This window comes from Enterobacter sp. EC_50 (genome assembly GCF_019584525.1).
Taxonomy (GTDB): domain Bacteria; phylum Pseudomonadota; class Gammaproteobacteria; order Enterobacterales; family Enterobacteriaceae; genus Enterobacter; species Enterobacter roggenkampii.
Genome location: NZ_VDAF01000023.1, coordinates 50,789 through 74,727, shown reverse-complemented (window position 1 = coordinate 74,727; position 23,939 = coordinate 50,789). Strand labels below are relative to the sequence as shown.

The 23,939-nt window shown below is 59.4% G+C and carries 24 protein-coding genes and 1 pseudogene; 6 read left to right on the top strand and 19 right to left on the bottom strand.

Annotated features, from left to right (window positions below; genetic code table 11):
* Positions 1-99: IS1 family transposase (locus FHC48_RS18300; RefSeq protein WP_000641146.1), on the top strand; the 99-nt coding region annotated here is incomplete at its 5' end.
* Positions 100-395: 296 nt separating this feature from the next.
* On the opposite strand, the gene FHC48_RS18295 is transcribed toward FHC48_RS18300, so the two are convergent.
* Positions 396-878, bottom strand: coding sequence for a glutathione peroxidase (locus FHC48_RS18295; RefSeq protein WP_119312104.1), 483 nt, complete (start codon positions 876-878; stop codon positions 396-398).
* A gap of 136 nt (positions 879-1,014) precedes the next feature.
* Here FHC48_RS18295 and FHC48_RS18290 point away from each other — a divergent pair, with 136 nt between their 5' ends.
* Positions 1,015-2,250 carry a serine hydrolase gene (locus FHC48_RS18290; protein ID WP_119312103.1) on the top strand — a complete coding sequence of 412 codons (1,236 nt, stop codon included), beginning with the start codon at positions 1,015-1,017 and terminating at the stop codon, positions 2,248-2,250.
* A 22-nt stretch (positions 2,251-2,272) separates the two neighbouring features.
* On the opposite strand, the gene FHC48_RS18285 is transcribed toward FHC48_RS18290, so the two are convergent.
* From FHC48_RS18285 to FHC48_RS18210, 16 genes are all read right to left on the bottom strand, one after another.
* Entirely contained in the window at positions 2,273-3,016 is a 744-nt protein-coding gene (locus FHC48_RS18285; protein ID WP_087449867.1) for an SDR family oxidoreductase, read from the bottom strand.
* 243 nt (positions 3,017-3,259) lie between these two features.
* Entirely contained in the window at positions 3,260-3,562 is a 303-nt protein-coding gene (locus FHC48_RS18280) for a DUF4440 domain-containing protein (RefSeq protein WP_404997227.1), read from the bottom strand.
* Between the two features lie 136 nt (positions 3,563-3,698).
* Positions 3,699-4,295, bottom strand: coding sequence for a phenylacetic acid degradation protein PaaY (gene paaY / locus FHC48_RS18275; RefSeq protein WP_059363428.1), 597 nt, complete (start codon positions 4,293-4,295; stop codon positions 3,699-3,701).
* A gap of 9 nt (positions 4,296-4,304) precedes the next feature.
* Positions 4,305-5,240: a phenylacetic acid degradation operon negative regulatory protein PaaX gene (paaX, locus tag FHC48_RS18270; protein ID WP_021241337.1), complete on the bottom strand. Its 936-nt coding sequence runs from the start codon at positions 5,238-5,240 to the stop codon at positions 4,305-4,307.
* Positions 5,241-5,342: 102 nt separating this feature from the next.
* A complete protein-coding gene (paaK, locus tag FHC48_RS18265; RefSeq protein ID WP_045335932.1) occupies positions 5,343-6,659 on the bottom strand; it encodes a phenylacetate--CoA ligase PaaK in 1,317 nt (438 codons plus the stop codon).
* 27 nt (positions 6,660-6,686) lie between these two features.
* Positions 6,687-7,892: a 3-oxoadipyl-CoA thiolase gene (gene pcaF, locus FHC48_RS18260; RefSeq protein WP_059363429.1), complete on the bottom strand. Its 1,206-nt coding sequence runs from the start codon at positions 7,890-7,892 to the stop codon at positions 6,687-6,689.
* Positions 7,892-8,314, bottom strand: a complete 423-nt coding sequence (gene paaI / locus FHC48_RS18255; protein WP_023327372.1) for a hydroxyphenylacetyl-CoA thioesterase PaaI — start codon at positions 8,312-8,314, stop codon at positions 7,892-7,894. Before paaI ends, pcaF begins: the two co-directional genes overlap by 1 nt.
* Entirely contained in the window at positions 8,304-9,728 is a 1,425-nt protein-coding gene (gene paaH, locus FHC48_RS18250; RefSeq protein WP_059363431.1) for a 3-hydroxyacyl-CoA dehydrogenase PaaH, read from the bottom strand. Before paaH ends, paaI begins: the two co-directional genes overlap by 11 nt.
* A gap of 1 nt (position 9,729) precedes the next feature.
* Positions 9,730-10,518 carry a 2-(1,2-epoxy-1,2-dihydrophenyl)acetyl-CoA isomerase PaaG gene (paaG, locus tag FHC48_RS18245; protein ID WP_119312101.1) on the bottom strand — a complete coding sequence of 263 codons (789 nt, stop codon included), beginning with the start codon at positions 10,516-10,518 and terminating at the stop codon, positions 9,730-9,732.
* Entirely contained in the window at positions 10,518-11,285 is a 768-nt protein-coding gene (gene paaF / locus FHC48_RS18240) for a 2,3-dehydroadipyl-CoA hydratase PaaF (protein ID WP_059363432.1), read from the bottom strand. Before paaF ends, paaG begins: the two co-directional genes overlap by 1 nt.
* Positions 11,282-12,352 carry a 1,2-phenylacetyl-CoA epoxidase subunit PaaE gene (gene paaE, locus FHC48_RS18235; RefSeq protein WP_059363433.1) on the bottom strand — a complete coding sequence of 357 codons (1,071 nt, stop codon included), beginning with the start codon at positions 12,350-12,352 and terminating at the stop codon, positions 11,282-11,284. The genes paaF and paaE overlap by 4 nt, the downstream gene beginning before the upstream one ends.
* 7 nt (positions 12,353-12,359) lie before the next feature.
* Entirely contained in the window at positions 12,360-12,857 is a 498-nt protein-coding gene (gene paaD, locus FHC48_RS18230; protein ID WP_008502378.1) for a 1,2-phenylacetyl-CoA epoxidase subunit PaaD, read from the bottom strand.
* Between the two features lie 11 nt (positions 12,858-12,868).
* On the bottom strand, positions 12,869-13,615 hold the full coding sequence (gene paaC, locus FHC48_RS18225; RefSeq protein ID WP_059363434.1) for a 1,2-phenylacetyl-CoA epoxidase subunit PaaC: 747 nt from the start codon (positions 13,613-13,615) through the stop codon (positions 12,869-12,871).
* An 8-nt stretch (positions 13,616-13,623) separates the two neighbouring features.
* Positions 13,624-13,911, bottom strand: coding sequence for a 1,2-phenylacetyl-CoA epoxidase subunit PaaB (paaB, locus tag FHC48_RS18220; protein WP_008502380.1), 288 nt, complete (start codon positions 13,909-13,911; stop codon positions 13,624-13,626).
* 12 nt (positions 13,912-13,923) lie between these two features.
* A complete protein-coding gene (paaA, locus tag FHC48_RS18215) occupies positions 13,924-14,853 on the bottom strand; it encodes a 1,2-phenylacetyl-CoA epoxidase subunit PaaA (RefSeq protein ID WP_047747131.1) in 930 nt (309 codons plus the stop codon).
* Positions 14,854-14,863: 10 nt separating this feature from the next.
* Positions 14,864-15,037 (bottom strand): hypothetical protein, encoded by a 174-nt coding sequence (locus FHC48_RS18210; protein WP_220420558.1) that lies wholly within the window; start codon positions 15,035-15,037, stop codon positions 14,864-14,866.
* Between the two features lie 101 nt (positions 15,038-15,138).
* On the opposite strand from FHC48_RS18210, the gene paaZ reads away from it, so the two are divergent.
* The 3 genes and pseudogenes from paaZ to FHC48_RS18195 all read left to right on the top strand — a co-directional run bounded on the left by paaZ (position 15,139) and on the right by FHC48_RS18195 (position 20,882).
* Positions 15,139-17,178, top strand: coding sequence for a phenylacetic acid degradation bifunctional protein PaaZ (paaZ, locus tag FHC48_RS18205; RefSeq protein WP_059363437.1), 2,040 nt, complete (start codon positions 15,139-15,141; stop codon positions 17,176-17,178).
* 205 nt (positions 17,179-17,383) lie between these two features.
* Entirely contained in the window at positions 17,384-19,657 is a 2,274-nt protein-coding gene (gene tynA, locus FHC48_RS18200; protein ID WP_059363440.1) for a primary-amine oxidase, read from the top strand.
* Between the two features lie 118 nt (positions 19,658-19,775).
* Positions 19,776-20,882 (top strand): annotated as a pseudogene (locus tag FHC48_RS18195) (GGDEF domain-containing protein).
* Between the two features lie 88 nt (positions 20,883-20,970).
* Here FHC48_RS18195 and FHC48_RS18190 read toward each other — a convergent pair.
* Positions 20,971-22,470: an aldehyde dehydrogenase family protein gene (locus FHC48_RS18190; RefSeq protein WP_059363442.1), complete on the bottom strand. Its 1,500-nt coding sequence runs from the start codon at positions 22,468-22,470 to the stop codon at positions 20,971-20,973.
* 241 nt (positions 22,471-22,711) lie between these two features.
* Between FHC48_RS18190 and feaR the strand changes: the two genes are divergently transcribed.
* A complete protein-coding gene (feaR, locus tag FHC48_RS18185; RefSeq protein WP_021241324.1) occupies positions 22,712-23,620 on the top strand; it encodes a transcriptional regulator FeaR in 909 nt (302 codons plus the stop codon).
* Here the strand turns inward: feaR and FHC48_RS18180 are convergent, their stop codons facing one another.
* Positions 23,621-23,938, bottom strand: coding sequence for a YdbL family protein (locus tag FHC48_RS18180; protein WP_008502387.1), 318 nt, complete (start codon positions 23,936-23,938; stop codon positions 23,621-23,623).
* Position 23,939 lies beyond the last annotated feature (1 nt).

Here is a 23,939-nt window from a genome sequence, read left to right as displayed (position 1 = left end):
CTGGCACGGCTGGGACGGAAGTCGCTGTCGTTCTCAAAATCGGTGGAGTTGCATGACAAAGTCATCGGGCATTATCTGAACATAAAACACTATCAATAAGTTGGAGTCATTACCGTACAGTCCAGCGACTTTATCTGTAGGGAGTACTTAGCAAGCGGCCAACTTTTTCCCCCATTGCCAGAACTGCGACAGGAGAAATGGCAATTTTATTTATATCGGCCTTACCAGCTGATTACTCCCAAAAGGGTGACGGTCGTTTTCTCGTTATTAGAAAAAATATTACGCAAATATTTCGCATCAAAATAACATTCTCCTCGACGTCCGCATCTGGCACAGAGCGGACATCAGAATATCGGCTATCCCCGACAAACAGATGGCTCTGGCGACAAAAACACTCACCTTCCCAGTGCCGCAACAATTGCCCCCTCCATTTTCTCGGGCGTAGTCATCGGTGCAAAGCGCTTGAGGGGTTTACCGTCACGGCCGATCAGAAATTTAGTAAAGTTCCACTTAATCCGCCCACCCAGCACGCCAGACAATTCGTCTTTCAGATAACGAAAAATCGGATGTGCTGCGGCGCCGTTTACCTCGACTTTCTCGAACATGGGAAAGCTGACGCCGTAATTAATGTAACAGGTCTTTGAGATGTCGTCGGCACCGCCAGGTTCCTGCTTACCGAACTGGTTGCAGGGGAAGCCAAGCACCACCAGCCCTTGATCGGCGTATTTTTTGTACAGTGCTTCAAGACCCGCATACTGGGGCGTAAAGCCGCACTGGCTGGCCGTATTCACAACCAGAATGACCTTACCCGCATAGTCGGCCATAGAGATAAGCTGCCCATCCAGACGGGTGGCGGTAAGTTGATAAAAGCGAGTCATACTAATATCCCTCAAAGCTGGCCGAAAAGTCATGGTGACCACCCGCAGGGCCGTCACCGTGTAGAAAGTTTACATTCAAGCAGGCTATTTGTGATACATTCCTGGCGCGCCATGACCATCACACTCGCTATCAGGTATGCAGAACATAACAAAAAAATTTCGCTGGCTTCTGCTTACTCTGCCACTCCTCAGCGGTTGTGGCACGCTCTCGCAAATGTCCTCCCCGGAAGGCACTCAGGAACTTCTCACTCATGATTCGCTGGATGGCGACGTTGACAGCGTGGTGCGTCACTACATGGCGCAAAAATCCGTTCCCGGGATGACGGTCGCGGTGATCCATAATCACGGCTCACCGCAGTTTTACACCTGGGGCGTAACCGATGCGGTCAATCGCTATCCGATCAGGACCGACACCCTGTTTGCGCTCGGCTCGCTCAGCAAAGGGATCACGGCAGAAGTAGTGGCTTGTCTGGTGAATGAAGGGCAACTGAACTGGAACGATAGCCTGGCGACATTGCTTCCGCCGGGGACGGCGCTTAGCGCGGATGCACAAAAAATCACCCTACTTGAACTGGTCACCCACACCTCCGGCCTGCCGCGTCAGAATATGGATGTTCCGATGCTTGGAAAATTTATCGGCTACTTAAGCACCGGCGATAATTTCTACGGTGAGCTGGATAGCGATAACGTGCTGCTCTACCTCGCCGACTGGCGAGCGCCAAAGAATAAAGTGCCGCAATACTCCAATACCGGCTACGCCCTGATCGGCTACATCCTGAAGCACAAAACCGGCGAAGATATCCAGAGTTTAGCCTCGCGCTATATTTTCCATCCGCTGCAAATGGCTAACAGCAGCTTTACGCCCCGGCAGCTAAAAGGGTACCCCCAGCGTGCGCTTGGCCACGCGGGCGATCAGCCGAAATTTATCCCGCGCGGGCAGCTCACACCGGACTGGCATTTTTCCAATAATATGGTGGCGGCAGCGAGCTTATACAGCAACGCTGAAGATCTGGCGGCCTATGCGCGCTATCACGTATCGACGACTCACAATCGCTTACTGGACAGCGTCTTTGCCGAAGTCAGGGATACCGACATTCAACGACCTGACGGAGTACAGGGTATTGCCTGGACCACCGACTTTATCGGTCTGGAGAAAATCACCTATCAGGTCGGCTATATCGGCGGCTACTCCAGCTTTATCGGTTATGACAAAGAAAGAGGCAATGCGGTGGTAGTGCTGCAAAATACCTTTAACTGGAGTAATTACATTGGCATCGCGCTTTTGATGGATATGGCGAAAAAAGACGGCCTTATTACCTCTGGCAACCGTTTTGCGAATAATAGGATGCCTGAGCGCGTTTATCAGCAATAACGGTGAACGCCCGCCGTCAGATTCAGGCCTGATGTGCCAGATCTTCACGAGTCGGCCCCTGAAAGTAGATGGTACTAATATGGCAACTTCGAGGCTGAGTCAGTACAAAACGCATCGTTTCCCAGATTGACCATCCATTCATCAGACGCTGCCCCATTCTTGTTTGATTATCGACATGCGCATCTAAACCGGTCAGTTCAAAATCAGGCGGATATAACCCGGTTACCCGAATATTTTCTTTGGATAAGTGTTCTGACAGTTTCGTTGTAAAGCCGCTGAGCCCGTGTTTGCTGGCAAAAAAAGCGGGATGGGCAATGGAATCTGTAAAATTCGGAATACCGCATGCGGAAATAATCGCAATGATGTCAGCGCTCTCTGAGCGTCGCAATCCTGGAAGCAGCGCCTGGGTGAGCAGGATTGAACCAGTCAGGCCTGAACTGACGGTACTGACGATTTCTGTGCTCGATTGTTCGTCTATCGTCCCTGACAGCCACTGAGCAGCATTCAGTATTAAAATATCGATTGGCTTTTCTGAACGTAAGATCTGTGAAGAGAACTGAGAAATGGATTCCGGCTGGGCTAAATCGCAGAGATACCCTCTTGCCACACCCCCTTCAGCCGCGATGAGGGCGCAGGTTTTTTCAATATCCTCGACCCGACGGGCGCTAAAATCCACGTCAACGCCCTCTCGCGCCAGCCAGACGCAAAGCGCCTGACCAAATCCCCCCCCGCCACCCGTGATAACAGCGCGTTTTCCTCTCAGCATAACTCTGCGTCCTTTATCGTGATGAGTCTGTGTCGGAGGATTTATAGCATGGTGAGGCGGGGGAACATCTTCCCGTTAGTGCCATTTACAGCTGGCTAAAACAGCGACTGCATTGTACTTCACCATTAAAAATATATAATACGAGTTTTTTAAGGCTTACATTTCACCAAAAAAACTAAGTCGATAGGTATATTGCGCTATGCAATGCAAAAGAATGAACGATGAGCTTATTTACATCTAACTCTATTGCGATTCGGGTGTCCCCTGATGAAACACCAGCTTCCACTGGTCATTATCAAAACGCTCCCAACATGAAGAACGAAGAGAAGCACGACTGCCATCCTGATTAAACGTCCTGTAATATAATATTGCGATATTATCGCTTACGCTAATGAGTTGAAAATCGCTGCTGAGAATAGTCGGCGCGTTTACTTCATCAGAAAGGCATTCTATTGTCTCAGTACGAGTGACTAACACACCTCTACGCGTTATTTCTCTGAATTCTTTATGAAGTATCTGTTCGAGCCATTCCCTGTCTTTTCGCATCTCGCCATGTAGAGAACATTCAAGTCCAATAAGCTTCTCCAGGAGCATAGTGATTGTCCTTTTACATTTTGTCAGTTTTTTTAAAACGATAATCGCTCTAAGGCAACGTCCGCTCCAGCACGAAGCGGATCTCCCCTTACACCGCCGACTTCGGCCTCAAATTCTCGTCAAACGTCAGCCGTTTCCGTTCAGGCTCAACCTCGCGCAGCGGCTCAACCTGGTGCATAGTGAGCTTGCAGCGCTCCACCAGCACCTGATACTCCCGCGTGCCCTGCCGCTTCCACGCCAGCTCCTGCTCGCTTAGCTCACGAATCGCTTTGGCCGGGCTGCCGATAATCAGATGGTTGGCAGGCATCTCCGCTTTGGCCTTCACGAACGCCGCCGCGCCGACGATGCTGTTTTCACCAATGACCGCCCCGTCCATCACCACCGCGTTCATGCCCACCAGCGCATTGCGGCGGATCACGCAGCCGTGAAGAATGGCGCTGTGGCCGATGTGCCCGTCCTCTTCCACCACGGTGTCCTGCTCCGGGAAGCCGTGCATCACGCAGTTATCCTGAATGTTCGCCCCGTCTTTCACCACGATACGGCCAAAATCACCGCGCAGGCTGGCATTGGGACCGACATACACGCCTTTGCCCAGAATCACGTCGCCAATGAGCACCGCAGTGGGATGAACGTAGCTCTCGTCAGGCACGACCGGCGTCAGGCCGTCAATTTGATAAACAGGCATCTTCCCTCCTTATGCGCTTGTAAGACCACCAAAGCGTTGATAGTAGAGCGTGCCGGGCACGGGCAGTTCACCGACGGAGGTTTCGCCCTTCTCGCTGACAAACGCCAGCGCTCCCGGCGCGACACGCTGATAGATATTTATGCAGAGCTGTCGGGCGCTTTGCCCCGCCCAGTGCGCAGGCAGTAACTCTTCCGGCAGCAGCGGGTCCTTCAGCACCACGCGACGATAAAAGTGAATCAGCAGCAGCTGGATCTGGAAGCAGCGTTCCGGCGTCAGCTCCTCCGGCGCGGCCTCTTTCAGCAGCGGCAGCAGCGGCCGGAACGAGTTGATAAACGACTCGTACATCGCGTTTTGCTCGGTTAGCTGCCAGCACTCTTCTACGCGTGAACGCAGCGCGGCGCGCGAGAGCGCCAGCGGCGAGTGGGCTTCAAAAAAAATCACGTTTTCGGCCACGCCGGCATCGTGAAGCAGGGACTGCACGTCCGCCAGATGCTGCGACGGCGAGGCCATCAGGCTCGGCGCCAGCGTGCCAAACCCCTGCCAGATCAGCTGCTTTTTAACGTCGGCCAGGGTGGTTTTATCCAGCCCCTCGGAGAGCAGCAGTAACCATTTACCGTCCCAGGCGGGCAGTTCCGCGCGGTAGATCTTATTCTCCGCGCGACGCGTCAGGCGCAGCCCCTTATCGCTCAGGCGGTAAAAGCTGCGTCGCCCGATGCGCGAGACGTCCAGCCAGCCCTCTTTGTTGAGGCGAAACAGCGCGGTACGCACGAACCGTTCGCCAAACCCCATGCCTTCCAGTAAGGCAGCCAGGCTGCCGAGCCAAATCTCACCGCCGCGATGGGAAAGCGCGTCACCGTATAACGAGGAGATAAGCGAGGTCCCGCTGACGGGAACGGAGCTGACCGCGTGCTGGATAAAGGCGTCGAGTTTATTCATGTGATTCATTCTGTTGTTATTTTTGTCCTGGATGAATCATAGCATAGGATTCCGGGATAGCCCGTCACCCTAACCCCCTCCCTTTGGGAGAGGGCCGGGGTGAGAGGAAACTTAGCCGTTGGCCGCAACTTTACGCAGGTCAAACACCCGGCAGGCTTTGCCCTCCGAGCGCGGGATGCTGCCGCAGTTCACGATCGTCACGTCGGTGGAAATCCCCACCATCGACTTAATACGGTGGCGCAGCTGGTGGCACACCTGGCAACGCTGCTCGTGCGTCAGCGTCAGGCTGCTCTCTTTCAGCTCCACCTTCACGGAAAGTGAATCAAGATGCCCGCGACGGTTCACCTCCAGCTGGTAGTGCGGAGAGAGATGTTCGAACTTCACAATCTCCTCCTCCAGCTGCGACGGGAAGACGTTGACGCCGCGAATGATCAGCATATCGTCGCTGCGGCCGCTGATGCGGTCCATACGGCGCATGCTGCGCGCGGTGGCCGGGAGCAGGCGCGTCAGGTCGCGGGTGCGGTAGCGGATCACCGGCAGCGCCTCTTTGGTCAGCGTGGTGAACAGCAGTTCGCCCTGCTGGCCGTCATCCAGCGGCGTGCCGTCGTTCGGGTTAACGATCTCCGGGTAGAAATGATCTTCCCAGATGGTCGGACCGTCGACGGTTTCGATACACTCCATCGCCACGCCCGGCCCCATCACTTCGGAGAGGCCATAGATGTCCAGGGCCGTAATGCCTAAGCGTTTTTCAATTTCACGGCGCATGGCCTGCGTCCACGGCTCGGCGCCGAAGACGCCCACGCGCAGGGAACAGCCGCTGGCATCGCCGCCCATCTGGCGCTCCAGCTCCTCAATCAGGTTGAGACAGTAGGATGGCGTCACCATGATCATGTCCGGCTGGAAATCGCGGATCAGCTGCGCCTGTTTCTCCGTCTGGCCGCCGGACATCGGGATCACCGTCGCGCCTAAACGCTCGGCCCCGTAGTGCGCCCCCAGCCCGCCGGTAAACAGGCCGTAGCCATACGCCACGTGAATTTTGTCCTTCGCGCTGCCGCCCGCCGCGCGCAGGGAGCGCGCCACCAGGTTGGCCCAGTTGTCGATGTCGCCCTGGGTGTAGCCGACAACGGTCGGCTTGCCGGTGGTGCCGGATGACGCGTGAATGCGCACCACCTGCTCCATCGGCACGGCAAAGGTATCGAACGGGTAGTTATCCCGCAGGTCCTGCTTGGTGGTGCACGGGAACTTACGGATATCCGCTAGCTCGTTGAAATCGTCAGGATGAACGCCCGCAGCATCAAACTTGCGTTTGTACATCGGCACGTTGTTATAGGCGTGATGCAGCGTCCATTTCAGACGCGCGGTCTGCAGCGCCTGTAATTCGTCAAGGGACGCGGTTTCGATCGGGTCAAGCTTTGTTGTATTTATCATCGCAGGGTACTCACATTGTTTTTATGCTCAAACACGCTCAAGGATCATGGCAATGCCCTGACCCACACCGATGCACATCGTACACAGCGCGTAGCGCCCGCCGCGTCGGTGCAGTTCGTTACTCGCGGCCAGCGCCAGCCTGGCGCCGCTCATGCCCAGCGGGTGGCCCAGCGCAATCGCGCCACCGTTCGGGTTGACGTGTGCGGCATCATCCGGCAGGCCCAGCTGACGCAGCACGCCCAGCGCCTGCGCGGCGAAAGCTTCGTTAAGCTCAATGACGTCCATATCGTGAATACTGAGTCCGGCGCGCTCCAGCACCCTGCGGGTGGCCGGTACCGGGCCGAGCCCCATCAGACGGGGCTCCACGCCTGCCGTCGCCATCGCCACGATCCGCGTGCGCGGGACTACCCCCTGCGCCAGCGCCATCTTCTCGCTGGCGACGATCAGCGCCGCCGCGCCGTCGTTGACGCCGGAGGCATTGCCCGCCGTGACCACCCCGTTCTTACGGAACGGCGTTTTCAGACCGGCAAGCTGTTCGAGCGTGGTGTCGGCGCGCGGATGTTCATCCACGCTGAACGCCGTAACCGTCCCTTTTTTGCCCGGCACCGGCACCGGGACAATCTCCTGCGCCAGAATGCCGTTCTGCTGCGCCTGCGCGGTACGCTGCTGGCTGCGCAAGGCAAACGCGTCCTGATCGGCACGGCTGATATTTAACAATTCAGCTACATTCTCTGCCGTTTCCGGCATACTGTCAGTTCCGAATTGCTGATGCATGAGCGGATTCACAAATCGCCAGCCGATGGTGGTATCGAAGATCTCCGCCTGTCGCTGAAACGCCGCGGTGGCTTTGCCCATCACAAACGGCGCGCGGGACATCGACTCCACCCCGCCCGCAATCAGCAGGTCGCCGTCGCCCGCCTTAATGGCGCGCGCGGCAAAACCAATCGCGTCCAGCCCGGATCCGCACAGGCGGTTGATTGTCGTGCCGGAGACCGTCTGCGGCACACCGGCCAGCAGCAACGACATGCGCGCCACGTTGCGGTTATCTTCCCCCGCCTGGTTGGCGCAGCCGAATATCACGTCGTCAATCCGCTCCAGATCGAGCTGCGGATAGCGGGCCAGCAGCGCGCGTAGCGGCACGGCACCGAGATCGTCGGTTCGGACGGCGGCAAGCGCGCCGCCGTAGCGCCCCACCGGGGTTCGAACACCATCACAAATAAATGCGTCACGCATCAGGCCTCTCCTGTCACGCTGCCGCCAATGCGGTGAGATTTTCCGCGAAAAAGGGCGACGGTTTTCTGTTGTTGGTTCTGAATTTCAATGTCATACACGCCGGTCAGCTTGCCCTGATGCTTCACCCGCGCGGTGGCGGTGAGCGTGTCCCCGGCGAAGCCCGGACGCAGAAAGTCAATCGAACAGCCGGAGGCTACCGCCGCCAGCCCCTGGCTGTTGCAGGCGTAGGCAAAAGCGGTGTCCGCCAGCGAAAACAGCTGTCCGCCGTGGCAGGTTTTATGGCCATTCAGCATCTGCGGGGTGATGGTCATGGTCACCACCGCGTAGCCCTCGTCCATCTCGACAATGTCCATCCCCATCGCCTGCGCGCAGGCGTCCCGTTCGTACATGGCGCGGGCGTTATGCCAGGCGTTATGACTCATAGCTACTCTCCAGAAGCGCGCGCTGGCGCAGCAGTGAACAGGGGCGATAGCGCTCTTCGCCGTAATGGCGCTGCAGGTTCTCCAGCAGCGTCAGCAGGCGCTGCCAGCCCAGACGCTCGCCCCAGGCGATCGGCCCGCTCGGGTAGTTCACGCCCAGGCGCATGGCGGTATCAATGTCCTTCTCGCTGGCGACCCCTTTTTGCAGGGCATCCAGCGCCTCGTTGGCAATCATCGCCAGCGTTCGCCAGATCAGCAGGCCGGGATAATCGGCAATTTGCACCACCCGGAGCCCCTGCTGCTGCAGGTAGCGGATGGCTTTTTGCGTCGCGGTATGCGGATTGCTGGCCGCGGCGGCAATGACCGCCACGTCGCGCTCAATGCGGTCGACCACCACCACCGGGCCGTTGAGCCGCAGCGCCAGCGCCTGCGCGGTCTCCCCCTGCGTTTCAATCAGGTACACATCATCTATTTCCGTGACACCGTCACGGATTTTTTCCACGCGCATCGGGCTATAGCTGTCGTTCACCGCCTTGACCCACTGCACGTCGGGTTTGTCACCCTGCCATTCGTAAACGCCCTTGCCGCTCTTTTTGCCCAGCCTGCCTGCCAGCACCAGCTCCTGCTGCACCATCGAAGGCAGAAAACGACGCTCCTGCCAGAAGGCGTTAAAGACCGAGCAGGTCACCGCAAAGTTCACGTCCTGACCAATCATGTCGGTCAGCTCCAGCGGCCCCATCGGGAAGCCGCCGCCTTCGCGCAGGGCGGCGTCAATCACCTCCGGCGGGGCAACCTGTTCTTCCAGCGCGCGCCAGGCTTCGGAATAGAACGGACGGGCGACGCGATTGACGATGAACCCCGGCGTTGACTGGCAGCGAACGGGCTGTTTGCCCCAGTTCAGCGCCAGCTCGCACAGCGCATCGGCCACTTCCGGAGAGGTCGCCAGCCCGCTGACCACCTCCACCAGTTTCATCACCGGCGCCGGGTTAAAGAAGTGCAGCCCTGCGACCCGCTCCGGGTGGTGGACGTCCGCCGCAATCGCCGTGACGGAGATGGACGAGGTATTGCTGGTCAGCACCGTCTGCGGCGGACAGATCTCAGCCAGCTGCGCAAACAGCGCCTTTTTCACCTCCAGCCGCTCTGAGGCCGCTTCAATCACCAGATCGGCCGCGGAGAGCGCCTCGATATCCGTGACGGGAAGCAGCCGGGCAAGGATCTGGCTCCCGGCATCGGCAGAGAGTTTTCCCCGCGTTACCCGGGAGGCCAGACGCTGGCGGATCCCGTCGATGGCGCGCGATATCGCATCGCTGGAGATGTCGTAGATCAGCACCGGATGACCGTGGCTGGCCGCCACTTCGGCAATGCCGGCGCCCATCGTGCCGCTGCCGATCACGGCGACAGTCCGTATGTTCAGCATCTTATTTCCCCGTAAAGTTCGGCGCGCGCTTTGCCAGGAAGGCGCTGACGCCCTCGCGGTAGTCGTCGCTGCGCCCGGCCAGGCGCTGATAGTCGCGCTCGAGATCGAGCTGGGCGTCCAGGGTATTGGTTTCCGCGGCATTGATAGCCTGCTTGATCAGCCCCAGCCCGAAGGTCGGCTGCGACGCAAAATGCAGGGCCATCTGCTGTGCCGTGGTGGAAAGCTGCTCGTCATCCACCACCTGCCAGATCATGCCCCACGCCTGCGCCTGTTCAGCGCTGAGCTTGTCACCGAGCAAAGCCAGCCCCATGGCGCGGGCGCGTCCGGCCACGCGCGGCAGCAGCCAGGTGCCGCCGCAGTCCGGCACCAGACCGAGCTTGCTGAAGGCCATCACAAAGCTGGCGGAGCGCGCCGCAATCACCATGTCGCACCCGAGCGCCAGCGTGGCGCCCGCGCCCGCCGCCACGCCGTTAACGGCACAAATGACCGGCTTTGGCAGCTTTGCCAGGCGGCGCACCAGCGGGTTGTAGAAGGTTTCAACCGACATGCCCAGATCCGGCGCAGGGCCGTTGGGGTCGACGTTGCGGTCGTTCAGGTCCTGACCGGCACAGAAACCGCGTCCTGCGCCGGTGATCAGCAGGCAGCGGATAGTGTCATCGCGCTCGGCCTGTTTCAGGTACTCGGCCAGCTGCTGGTGCATCACGTCGTTAAAGCTGTTCAGACGCTCCGGACGGTTCAGCGTAAGGGTCATCACGCCCTGTTCTACATGACTGAGAATAAATTCCACAATTAGCGTCCTTTAAAGTCGGGGGTGCGTTTTTGTAGGAAGGCGTCGATGCCTTCCCGGCGGTCTTCGGTGGCAGAAAGCAGCGTAAACAGCTGGCGCTCCTGGGCCAGACCGGCCTGGAGCGGCACCTCCTGGGACTGGCGCAGCGCCTGTTTGGCCGCCTGCAGCGCCAGCGGCGAGTGGCGCGCCATCAGGGCCGCCTGCTTCAGGGCATACTCCAGCGTCAGCGCCGCCGGGAAAACATCGCTCACCAGCCCGGCGTTCAGCGCCTGCCCGGCGGAAATGCTCTCGCCGGTCAGCACCATTTTGCTGGCCAGGGATTTCCCGACGCTGCGGATAAGACGCTGGGTGCCGCCCGCGCCGGGCATGATGCCGAGCGTGATTTCCGGCAGGCCGAAACGGGCGTTGTCACCGGCAATCACCACGTCGCACAGCAGCGCCAGCTCGCAGCCCGCGCCCAGCGCGAAGCCATTTACGGCGGCGATCAGCGGTTTAGGAAAAGCGTTGATTCGCGCCCACAGCTGCGGGCGAATATCGTTCAGGGTGGCAGGCAGGTCTTTCTCCGCCATTTCGTTGAGATCGGCCCCGGCGGCAAAGCAGCGCTCGCTGCCGTAAATCACGCAGACGGCGATGTCGGCATCCACAGCGGCGGCCTCAAGCTGTTCCGCAAGCTGGGTCAACAGCGCGTTGTTGAGGGCGTTGCGCGCCGCCGGACGGTTCAGCGTCAGCTGCAGCACGCGGCCATGACGGGTAACAATCAGTTCGCTCATGCCATCCCCTTCGCGTCGAAGTCGAAAATCACGTCGGCGGTTAACGGCAGCGACTGGCAGCTCAGCACATACCCGGCGGCCAGCTCGTCCGGCTCCAGGCTGTAGTTGGTCGCCATGTCCACCTTCCCGCGCAGCACTTTGCATTTACAGGTGGCACAAACGCCGCCCTTGCAGGCATACGGCAGATCCGCCCCCTGACGCAGGGCGGCATCCAGAATGCTTTCGTCGTCCGCCGTCAGGGTGATTTCACGGTCGCGCCCGTCCTGGCGAACGGTCACTTTCTGTCCTTCTGCCTGCACGTGCGCCGCGCGCTTAACGGTGATTCCGGAGGTGTTAAAGCGCTCAAGGTGAATGGATTTGTCCGGCATCCCCAGCGCCTTCAGCGTGGCTTCCGCGTCGTCCATCATGGCAGACGGGCCGCAGATAAACGCCTCGTCATACTGGCGGAAGTTGATCAGGGTTTTCGCCAGCGCCTGCAGCTTTTCCCCGTCGATGCGGCCATAGAGCAGGTCGCTGTCCAGCCGCTCCTGGCTGAAGATGGAGAGCAGCTGCAGCCGCTGCGGGTATTTGTCCTTCAGGTCCGCCAGCGCCTGGCGGAACATCATGCTCTGGCTGCTGCGGTTGCCGTAGATCAGGGTGAAATGGCTGTTGGGTTCGGTCACAAGCGTCGCGGAGATAATCGCCAGCATCGGGGTGATCCCGGAGCCTGCCGCAATCGCCAGGTAGTGGCCTTCGCGTTCGGCCCGGGGCTGGTAGCCAAACTGCCCCTGAGGAACCATCACCTCCAGCGCCATGCCCGCTTTGATCTCATCCCGGGCATAGCGGGAGAAGCGCCCACCCTCAATCGCTTTGACCGCCACGCTGATTTCGCCCGGGGCGGTACTCCGGCAGATGGAGTAGCAGCGGCGCAGCTCGTCCCCGCCAAGCGTCGTTTTTAACGTCAGGTGCTGGCCGGGACGGAAGCGGTAGGCCTCCTGCAGGGCCTGCGGCACCGCAAAGGTGATGGTCACCGCGTCGCGGGTTTCGGGTTCCACTTTTGCCACTGTTAATGAATGAAACGTTGTCATGGCAGCCTCAAATACATTTGAAATAGTCGAAGGGCTCACGGCAGGAATTGCAGCGGTAGAGGGCTTTGCAGGCCGTCGAGCCAAATTCACTGATAAGCGCGGTGTCGGTGCTGGCGCAGCGCGGGCAGCTCACCTCCACCGGGGCGTGCGCGTGACAGCTATGCCCCACCGGCGGACTGATGCCGTACGCCCGCAGGCGCTCGCGCGCGTCGGGGGTCATCCAGTCGGTGGTCCATGCGGGTTCAAGCTGGAGCACAATGTGCACCGGAGTAAAGCCGTGCGCGGTCATCGCCTCGCGGATCGCCCCCAGCAGGTGTTCCGTCGCCGGGCAGCCCGAGTAGGTGGGCGTGAAGCCGATAACCCAGCCTTCACCCTGCGCCTTCACGCTGCGCACCATGCCTAAATCGGTGATGGTTAACACCGGCACTTCCGGATCGGGGATCTGGCTTAACAGTGCCCAGATCTGCGGGATTTGCGCAGGCGCGATGTCGACGAGGCGTTGCATAGCGTTCTCCTTTACCACTGCTGACCGGGATACGCGCGCTGGAGATACTGCATTTCCGCCAGCATCGGGCCCAGATGTTCGGTGTGCAGCCCCTGCTTGCCCCCGGTGCGGTACGCCACCTCGGCGGGCACCTGCAGGCAGGCTTCATTCAGACCGGCATACACTTCGCTTTCCCACGGCTGGCGCAGGAGGCGCGGGTCAACCGCCACGCCGGACTCAATCAGCTCAAGCTCGACCTTATCGGCGTCAAACAGCTCCGCCGTAAAACGCCACAGGCTGTCGATGGCCTGCTGCATTTTTTGCGCAGACGTTTCTGTCCCGTCGCCCAGCCGCACCAGCCAGCCGCGGCTGAAGCGCAGGTGGTAGCGCGCCTCTTTAATCGCTTTGGCGGCAATGGCGGCAAGCTGGCCGTCGCGGCTTTGGGCCAGGCGGTCGTACAGCGCCACGTTCCAGGCATCCATCAGGTACTGGCGGGCAATGGTGTCGGCGAAGCTGCCGTTCGGCTGCTCCACCAGCAGCACATTGCGGAACTGGCGCTCGTCGCGGCCAAACGCCAGCGTGTCTTCATCGCCCTGGCCTTCTAATTCCGCGGCATAGGTCAGAAAATTGCGCGCCTGCCCCAGCAGGTCGAGGCCGATATTGGCGAGCGCGAGGTCGATCTCCAGCTCCGGCGCGTGGCCGCACCAGGCGCCGAGACGCTGAGAAAGCACCAGACCGTTGTCGCCCAGACGCAGGGCATAGGCAGTCACTGAATTCATTCTTTGCCTCACATGTGCTCGATGCCGTCGGGGATGGTGTAGAACGTCGGATGGCGGTAAACCTTGCTTTCCGCCGGGTCGAAGAACTCGCCGCGCTCTTCCGGCTGGGAGGCGACAATCTCGCTCGCCTTCACCACCCAGATAGAACACCCTTCGCTGCGGCGGGTATAGGCATCACGCGCATTTTCCAGCGCCATGCGATCGTCGGCGGCATGCAGGCTGCCCACGTGACGGTGGGACAACCCCTGTTTGCTGCGTACGAACACTTCGTACAGCGGCCAGTAGACATTGCTCATGGTTATTTCCTCTTAAGCGGCCTGACGGGCGCGTTGTTTTTCGGCGTGCGCCAGCGCGGCTTCCCGCACCCACGCGCCCTCTTCCCAGGCTTTACGTTTCGCGGCCAGGCGTTCGTGGTTGCAGATGCCGCGCCCGTTAATGACCTCGTCAAACTCGTGCCAGTCGATCTCGCCGAAGCGATAATGACCGCTCTCTTCATCAAAATGCAGGTCGGGATCGGGCACCGTCATGCCCAGCATCTCCACCTGCGGCACCGTGTTGTCGACAAAGCGCTGGCGCAGCTCGTCGTTGCCAAAGCGTTTGATTTTCCAGGCCAGGCTGCGGGCGCTGTTCGGCGAATTGTCGTCGTTCGGTCCGAACATCATCAGCGCCGGCCACCAGAAGCGGTTGATGGCGTCCTGCAGCATCTGGCGCTGAGCCTCACTGCCCTGCGCCAGCGCCATGCAGGCTTCAAAGCCCTGGCGCTGGTGGAAGCTCTCTTCTTTACAGATTTTCACCATCGCGCGGGCATACGGACCGTAGGAGGTTCGGCACAGCGCCACCTGGTTGACGATGGCCGCGCCGTCCACCAGCCAGCCGATCACGCCGATATCGGCCCAGCTCAGGGTCGGATAGTTGAAGATGGAGGAGTATTTCATCTTGCCGTCGAGCATCTTCTGGTAGATGTCTTCCCGCGCGCAGCCCAGCGTTTCCGCCGCGCTGTAGAGGTAAAGCCCGTGTCCGGCTTCGTCCTGCACCTTCGCCAGCAGGATCGCCTTGCGGCGCAGCGTCGGGGCGCGGGCGATCCAGTTCCCTTCCGGCAGCATGCCGACAATTTCGGAGTGCGCATGCTGGCCAATCTGGCGGATCAACGTCTTACGGTAGGCGTCAGGCATCCAGTCCTGAGGCTCAATCGCCGTCTCCTGCGCTATGCGCTGCTCAAACCGTTGTTCTTGCGTCACGTCATCACCTTTATGATTCGTTAGTTTGCAAATTAAAGCTTAATGTTGAATCACTTTGTTTTTTAAAAGTTACACAAAGGTTAAATATAACCCCAAGAATTGTTTGCTTGTTTTGTGATGCTGCTCGCAAGGCTTTTGCTGAAAGCCTTGATAAGCGGGCATTGGTATTCTCTGATTCATCCATCCAGATCACATCGTTAACAATTCATTAAAAACTCGGCTTGATTTTTATGATTCACGATCAAACTATTAATGGGTAAACAACGTAACATTTGGAGATAAGCGATGCAGCAGTTAGCCAGCTTCTTGTCCGGCACCTGGCAGTCTGGCCGGGGCCGCGAACGCACTATTCATCACGCCATCAGTGGCGAAGCGCTGTGGAGCGTGACCAGCGAAGGGCTGGACATGGCGGCCGCCCGTCGCTATGCGATTGAGCGCGGCGGCGAAGCGCTTCACGCGATGACCTTTATCGAACGCGCAGCCATGCTGAAGGCGGTGGCAAAGCACCTGCTTAGCGAGAAAGAGACGTTTTATGCCCTGTCCGCCCAGACCGGGGCGACAAAAGCAGACAGCTGGGTCGATATCGAAGGCGGCATCGGCACCCTCTTCACTTATGCCAGCCTGGGCAGCCGCGAGCTGCCGGATGACACCGTGTGGCCGGAAGACGAGCCGATCCCGCTGTCGAAAGAAGGCGGCTTTGCCGCGCGCCACGTCCTGACCTCGAAGTCCGGCGTGGCGGTGCACATCAACGCCTTTAACTTCCCCTGCTGGGGAATGCTGGAAAAACTGGCCCCGACCTGGCTTGCGGGCATGCCCGCCATCATCAAACCGGCCACCGCCACCGCGCAGGTGACGCAGGCGATGGTGAAATCTATCGTCGACAGCGGGCTGGTGCCGGACGGTGCCATCAGCCTGATCTGCGGCGGTGCGGGGGATCTGCTCGACCAGCTCGACAGCCAGGACGTGGTCACATTTACCGGCTCCGCCAGCACCGGGCAAAGCCTGCGCGTGCACCCGAATATTGTGGCGAATGCCATTCCGTTCACGATGGAAGCCGACTCCCTGAACTGCTGCGTGCTGGGGGAAGACGTCACGCCGGAGCAGCCGGAATTTGCCCTGTTCATCCGGGAAGTGGTGCGCGAGATGACCGCCAAAGCCGGGCAGAAATGTACGGCCATCCGCCGCATTATCGTCCCGCAGAGCCAGATTGACGCCGTGAGCCAGGCGCTGGTTGCCCGCCTGGAAAAGGTGGCGGTGGGCGACCCGGCGCAGGAAGGGGTAAAGATGGGCGCGCTGGTCAACGCCGAACAGCGTGCGGACGTACAGGAGAAAGTGGATCGGCTGATCGCCGCAGGCTGCCAGGTCCACCTGGGCGGCAAAGCGGATTTGCAGGCCGCGGGCGCGTTCTTCCCGCCGACCCTGCTGTTCTGCCCGCAGCCGGATGAAACCCCTGCCGTCCACGCAACGGAGGCTTTCGGGCCGGTCGCGACCCTGATGCCGTATCGCAACGCACAGCACGCAATGCAGCTTGCCCGTGCGGGCGGCGGCAGCCTGGCGGGCACGCTGGTCACCGCAGACCTGGACATTGCCCGCCAGTTTATTCTCGGCGCGGCGCGCGCCCACGGGCGTATTCAGATCCTCAACGAGGAAGCCTCGAAAGAATCCACCGGCCACGGTTCCCCGCTGCCACAGCTAATGCACGGCGGTCCCGGACGTGCGGGTGGCGGCGAGGAGCTGGGCGGCCTGCGCGCGGTGAAGCACTACCTGCAGCGCACCGCGATTCAGGGCAGTCCAACCATGCTGGCCGCCATCGGCAAGCAGTGGGTGCGTGGCGCAGCGGTGCAGGAAGATCGCGTGCATCCGTTCCGCAAATACTTTGAGGAGCTGCAGCCGGGCGACAGCCTGCTGACGCCTCGCCGCACCCTGACGGAAGCGGACATCGTGAATTTTGCCTGCCTGAGCGGCGACCACTTTTACGCCCATATGGACAAGATCGGCGCGGCAGAGTCGATCTTTGGCGAGCGCGTGGTGCACGGCTACTTCCTGATTTCCGCCGCGGCAGGGCTGTTCGTTGATGCGGGCGTTGGGCCTGTCATTGCCAACTACGGCATGGAAAACCTGCGCTTTATCGAGCCGGTTAAACCGGGCGATACCATTCAGGTGCGTCTGACCTGCAAGCGTAAAACGCTGAAGAAACAACGCAGTGCCGAGGAAAAACCAACCGGCGTGGTGGAATGGGCGGTTGAGATCTTCAACCAGCACCAGCAGGCCGTGGCGCTCTACTCCATCCTGACGCTGGTGGCGCGCCAGCAGGGGGATTTCTGACACCTTCCCTTCACCACCTTTCCTGCCGGGTGGCGCGATGCTTACCCGGCCTACGACGACCAGCCGGGGTGTGACATCGCCCCGCTCTTTTTTTAACCTGGCAAGACTGGCAAATAATCTGGCAGATGCAGGCAAACGCTTTTATCAGGCGCCTGTCAGGATAGGACTGTCACAACACTATAAACACAACAAGATGAGGTCTACGATGGGAAGCAATTCTTCTTTTTCTGCCCGTAGAACGGCGCTGGCTATGGCCGTTGCGCTGTGTTGCGCCTGGCAATCCCCTGTTTTCGCCCACGGCAGCGAGGCGCATATGGTCCCGATGGACAAAACGCTGCAGGACTTTGGCGCCGACGTGCAGTGGGATGATTACGCACAGTTGTTTACCATTGCGAAAGACGGCGCCTTTGTGAAGGTCAAACCGGGCGCTAAAACCGCCATCGTCAATGGGAAAACCCTCAAGCTCGAGGTGCCGGTGGTGATGAAAGGCAAGAAAGCCTTTATCTCTGACAGCTTCATCAATGATGTTTTCCAGTCCGGTCTTGACCAGACTTTCCAGGTTGAAAAACGCCCTCACCCGCTGAACGCGCTGACGGCGGACGAAATTAAGCAGGCCGTTGAGATTGTCAAAGCCTCGGCGGATTTTAAACCGAATACCCGCTTTACCCAGATTGCCCTTGCTGAGCCAGAGAAAGCCAAAGTGTGGGACTTTGTGCTTAACGGTACGGCTGTGGATGCCCCGCGTCAGGCAAAGATTGTGATGCTCGATGGGAAGCACGTTATCGAAAGCCTGGTGGATCTGAAGGATAAAAAAATCCTGCGCTGGGAGCCGGTGAAAGACGCGCACGGCATGGTGCTGCTGGATGATTTCACCGCGGTGCAGCAGATCGTTAACGAGAGCACGGAGTTTGCCGAGGTGCTTAAAAAACACGGCATCACCGACCCGAAAAAAGTGATTACCACGCCGCTGACCGTCGGCTATTTCGACGGTAAAGACGGCCTGAAGCAGGAAGATCGCCTGCTGAAGGTGGTGAGCTATCTCGACGTCGGCGACGGCAACTACTGGGCGCACCCGATTGAAAACCTGGTGGCCGTGGTCGATCTTGAGCAGAAGAAAATCCAGAAGATTGAGGAAGGTGCCGTTGTTCCGGTTCCGATGACGCCGCGCCCCTACGATGGCCGCGACCGTATAGAGACGCCGAAAAAACCGCTCGACATCATTGAGCCGGAAGGCAAGAACTACACCATTACCGGCGATATGGTGCACTGGCAGAACTGGGACTTCCACCTGAGCCTGGACTCCCGCGTCGGCCCGATGATTTCAACCGTCACCTATAACGACAACGGCAAAAAACGCCAGATTATGTATCAGGGGTCGCTCGGCGGCATGATCGTTCCTTACGGCGATCCGGACGTGGGCTGGTACTTCAAGGCCTATCTTGATTCCGGCGACTACGGCATGGGCACCCTGACCTCGCCGCTGGTGCGCGGGAAAGACGTGCCGTCCAACGCGGTGATGCTCAACGAAACTATCCCGGACTACACCGGCGCGCCGATGGAGATCCCGCGCGCGATTGCGATTTTCGAACGCTACGCGGGGCCGGAATATAAGCATCAGGAGATGGGCCAGCCTAACGTCAGCACCGAGCGCCGCGAACTGGTGGTGCGCTGGGTGAGTACCGTGGGCAACTACGATTACATCTTCGACTGGGTGTTCCATGAAAATGGCACCATCGGCATTGATGCCGGCGCGACGGGTATCGAGGCGGTGAAAGGCGTTCAGGCGAAAACCATGCACGACGCCACCGCCAAAGATGATACAAAATACGGCACGCTGATCGACCACAACATCGTGGGCACCACGCACCAGCACATCTACAATTTCCGTCTTGATATGGACGTGGACGGCATCAACAACAAGCTGGTGGCGATGGATCCGGAAGTGAAGCCGAATACCGCCGGGGGCCCGCGCACCAGCACCATGCAGATTAATCAGTACGATATCGATACCGAACAGCAGGCGGCACAGAAATTCGACCCGGGCACCATTCGACTGCTGAGCAACACAAGTAAAGAGAACCGCATGGGCAACCCGGTCTCGTACCAGATTATCCCTTACGCGGGCGGCACGCACCCGGTGGCGACCGGCGCGAAATTTGCACCGGACGAGTGGATTTACCATCGCCTGAGCTTTATGGACAAACAGCTGTGGGTGACCCGTTATCATCCGGATGAGCTCTACCCGGAAGGGAAATTCCCGAACCGCTCCATCCACGACACGGGCCTTGGGCAGTACAGCAAGGATAACGAGTCGCTGAACGATCAGGATGACGTGGTCTGGATGACCACCGGCACCACCCACGTGGCACGCGCGGAGGAGTGGCCGATTATGCCGACGGAATGGGTGCATACCCTGCTTAAACCGTGGAATTTCTTCGACGAGACGCCAACGCTCGGGAAGAAAAAAGACGAAAAATAACCATCCGCCGGGCAATTGCCCGGTTTTTTTTGCCCTGGCGTTTGAGGATCGTCCTGGCTTGCTTATAGTTACTGATATCTCACCTGCATGATTTATCCCCCGGACGGGAAAGGGCTTTATGGAAAAAAGAAAAAAACCGACGCTGGAACGGGCAACCTGGCCAACGCGCCAGGCCATGGTCATGCATGGACTGGCGATGAACCTGCCGTGGCTGGCCTTCGTCAATATCAGCTTCGCCGTGATGATTCTGCTGCGACACGTTCTGCTTAAGGCCAGCGATCCCCTTTATCCCCACTCGCCGCAGCTGACGAGAATCGTCGATGCCTCCATGCTCGGTATTATCATCCTCTCGGCTGCGCTGATCCTTATGGCCTGGCGGCGCATCGCCGGCATCAGCGTGGTGTTGTTTATCTGCAGCGCCATCTGGTCGGTCTCCTGCTTCTGGTTTATCACCCAGCTGCTGCTCCCGCACGTCTGGCCGCTGTGCGTTATTCTGTTACTCGCCGGTTTGACGGCGCTCTATTTTTACCCTGAAGGGCTGCTCGCCTTTGTGCTCCCGCTCTGGATCACCCTGCCGATAGCAAGCTGGATACGAAACGATGGTCTCAACCTTCACTTCGTTGTTATCTGGAGCGTCTTTACGCTGATCCTGATCTGCGGGCGTTTTATTCTGCTGAGCTGGTTTGACGAAGCCTGGCGACGTAACCAGCAGAATCAGCTGCTGATTTCGCGGCTGGATGCGCTGGCGCATCAGGACCCGTTAACCAAAACCGCCAATCGACGGAAAATGGAGGTGGTGCTGGAGAACGCGGTTGAGCAGAAGAAGCCCTTCTCGCTGATTATGCTGGATATCGACTACTTCAAGCGCTACAACGACACCTACGGACACCAGGCGGGTGACGACTGTCTGACGCGCGTGGCGCGCGTGCTTAAGCAGTCGGTGCGCACACCTGAGGATGTGGTGTCACGCTACGGCGGCGAAGAGTTTCTGGTGATTCTGTTTAATTGCCCGGAGAACATCGCTGAAAAGGTCGCCCTGCGTATCTAGGACGGCCTTCGCGCAGAGGCCATACCGCACGGCGCCTCGACGGTCAGCGACCATGTCACCGTGAGCATGGGGATTGCGGGGATGGCGGGGGGACTCGCGGGCACCGAGATTATCGCCCGCGCCGATGCGGCGCTGTATCGGGCGAAAGAGGCCGGGCGGGATCGGTGGTCGCTGTAGATAAAAGCCGGGTGGCGCTGCGCTTACCCGGCCTACGGTTCGAGTCGTTGTAGGCCGGGTAAGGCGTAGCCGCCACCCGGCTTGCTTTTTAATACCGCACGCACACCGACTTGGTTTCACACCAGCCGTCCAGCCAGTCCGGGCCAAAGTCACGCCCTGTTCCGGACTGCTTCATCCCGCCGAACGGCAGGTTGGCGTCGATCAGCGTATGGCTGTTCACCCACACGGTGCCCGCCTGCAGCCTGTCGGTGTACTCCAGCGCCTTGCTGATATTCTGCGTCCAGACGCTGGCCGTCAGGCCATATTCGGTGTCGTTTGCCAGCTGGAGCGCCTCTTCCCCGTCGGCGACGCGTACCAGGTTGACCACCGGACCGAATACTTCTTCACGGGTGAGCCGCAGCGAGGCATCCGGGTTCACCACCAGCGTCGGCGACACGTAATAGCCTTTGCCCTCCGGACCACGGTTACCGACGATCAGCTCCGCGTTGCGCGACGTCGCCTCATCAAGGAAAGACTGCACCTTGTCGCAGTGCGCACGCGACACCAGCGGGTTGATAAAGGCCTCCGGCGACATGCCCGGCCCGACGCTCAGGGATTTCACCGCCTGTTCGAACCCGCCGACCAGCGTGTCAAACAGCGGCGCCTCTATGTAGATACGCGAGCTGGCCGCGCACACCTGCCCCTGGTTCAGGAAGCTGCCGGTCATCAGGCCTTCGATCACCCACGCCGGGTCCGCATCCTTGAGCACAATTGCCGGGTTTTTCCCGCCCAGCTCCAGGGTCACGCCGGTGAGCGTGTCCGCCGCCGCGCGGGCAATTTGCTTACCCGTTGCCGTTGAGCCGGTAAAGCTCACCTTCGCAATATGCGGGTGCGAGGTCAGCGCTGCGCCACACACCGCGCCGCTGCCGGTCACCACGTTGAACACCCCGTCCGGGATGCCCGCTTCACTGGCGAGTTCCGCCACGCGCAGCAGGGTCAGCGGCGTGGTTTCCGACGGCTTAATAACGATGGAACACCCCGCGGCCAGCGCTGGCATTACTTTCCACATCCCGATCATCAGCGGGAAGTTCCAGGGCACGATCCCGGCCACCACGCCAACCGGCTCTTTACGCGTCCACGCCTGATAGCGTGCCCCCTGCGGTAGCGGGATGGAGAGATCGAGGGTTTTGCCCGCAATTTTGGTGGTCAGCCCGGCGGTATAGCGCATCCAGTTCAGGGTGCAGCCGACTTCAAAGGCACGGGAGATGTTGATGGACTTGCCCTGCTCCAGCGTTTCAAGCTGAGCCAGCTCCTCGCCGTGCTGTTCGACGAGATCGGCGAAATGGAGCAGGATCCGCTCGCGCTCCGCCGGGAGCTTTCCTGCCCAGTTACGGGCCACAAAGGCGCGCCAGCCGGACATGACGGCACGATCAACGTCGTCGACGCTGGCGTCGGCAGTTGAGGCAATCACCTCGCCCGTGGCCGGGTTGTAGACATTAAGCCGCTTTTCACTGTCCGACGCGGCCTGACGCCCTTCAATCCACAGGCCATGCTGTCGGTCTAAAAATTGTTGCACGGCAGGCTGAATAGCCACCAGTGATTCAGACATAGGATACTCCTTCGTTATTCTCCGCAGGGTGTTCATCCAGTCTAAGAGGGGTTTTGCATTCTCGCTTTTGTCTCTGTGACATTCGCTTTGCCACCTGTGACAGGCGCCGCAAATCGCGATAATTGCCGCTTATATCGCTGTTACCGGTGAGTGTTCTTTCCTATAGTCAGCCTCATAGCTCTGACAAAATGCAACACAAATGCAACAATGCGAAAACGTTGACGGTGCAGTGAGAGAAACGATGGCGTGTGCAAGCGAGCAGGAACAGTATCAGCAGTGGCTGGCGCAAATTAACCAGGTTTGCGGGCGTTTTAACGCGCAGCCCACCGGGGGCAGATTCTACGGCGAGCTGGAGACCAGCTATGCGCGCAGCCTGAAGCTCAGCACCGTCACCGCCGGTGGTGTCAACCTGTTCCGCTCCCGTGAGGAGATCAAACAGAGTAACGATGCCTGGTTCTATACCGTGTTTCAGCTCGAAGGCAGCGCGGAGATTGAGCAGGATGACCGTCGCGCGGTACTCAGAACCGGGGATATCACGCTGATTGACGCCTCACGCCCCTGCTCGATCAACTGGCAGGAAAAATCCCGCCAGATTTCGCTCCTGGTTCCCCGTCAGATTATTGAGCAGCAGTGCCGTTTTCAGGAGATAAGCTGCGCCACCGCCCTTTCCCGCACGCTGCCCACGGTGCAGCTAAGCCACCGCCTGTTGATGGAGAGCATGAGCAATGCCAGCCTGAGTGACCGGGAGAGTGAAGCGGCGCTCGAAGCGATGATCTGCCTGCTGCGCCCCGCTTTCCAGCAGCGCGAAATCATTCAGCCTCGTAAGGAACGCCAGTTCCAGCATGTGGTGGCGCTGATTGACGACCACATTCAGTCTGAATCGCTGCGCCCGGAATGGATTGCCGCCGAAAGCGGTATGTCCGTGCGCAGCCTTTACCGTATGTTTGCCGAGAAGGGGCTGGTGGTTGCGCAGTACATTAAAAACCGCCGCCTGGATCGCTGCGCGGAGGTGCTGCGCGCAGCCGGTGATGACGAAAAGCTGGCGGGCATTGGCTACAGCTGGGGGTTCACCGACCATAGCCATTTTTCAACGGCGTTTAAGCAGCGCTTTGGCGTTTCGCCGGGTGAATACCGCAAGCGCTACCGCTAGCTATTTTTTCAGCCATTTTCCGTTAATGCCCTTCACATACTCGCCCGGCTGGGCGCGAGCAACCAGTTTTTGCCCTGCCATTTTGGCCACTTCATCGACCGGCAAATTATTGCTGTCAGCCAGCTTCTGGTAGCTTTCCGTGCGCGCCGCGTTGATGCGATTGACCAGCGCCAGCGTTTCGGCATCCTGTTGAATCGGGGCCAGATAACCGCTGAGGGTTTCCCCCACGCGCCCCTGGGCCCGGGCATCGTTGAGGGTGAGCGTAGCCGCCTGTACGTTCATCCCCAGCGCCAGCAAAATCAGAGCTACTCGTTTCATG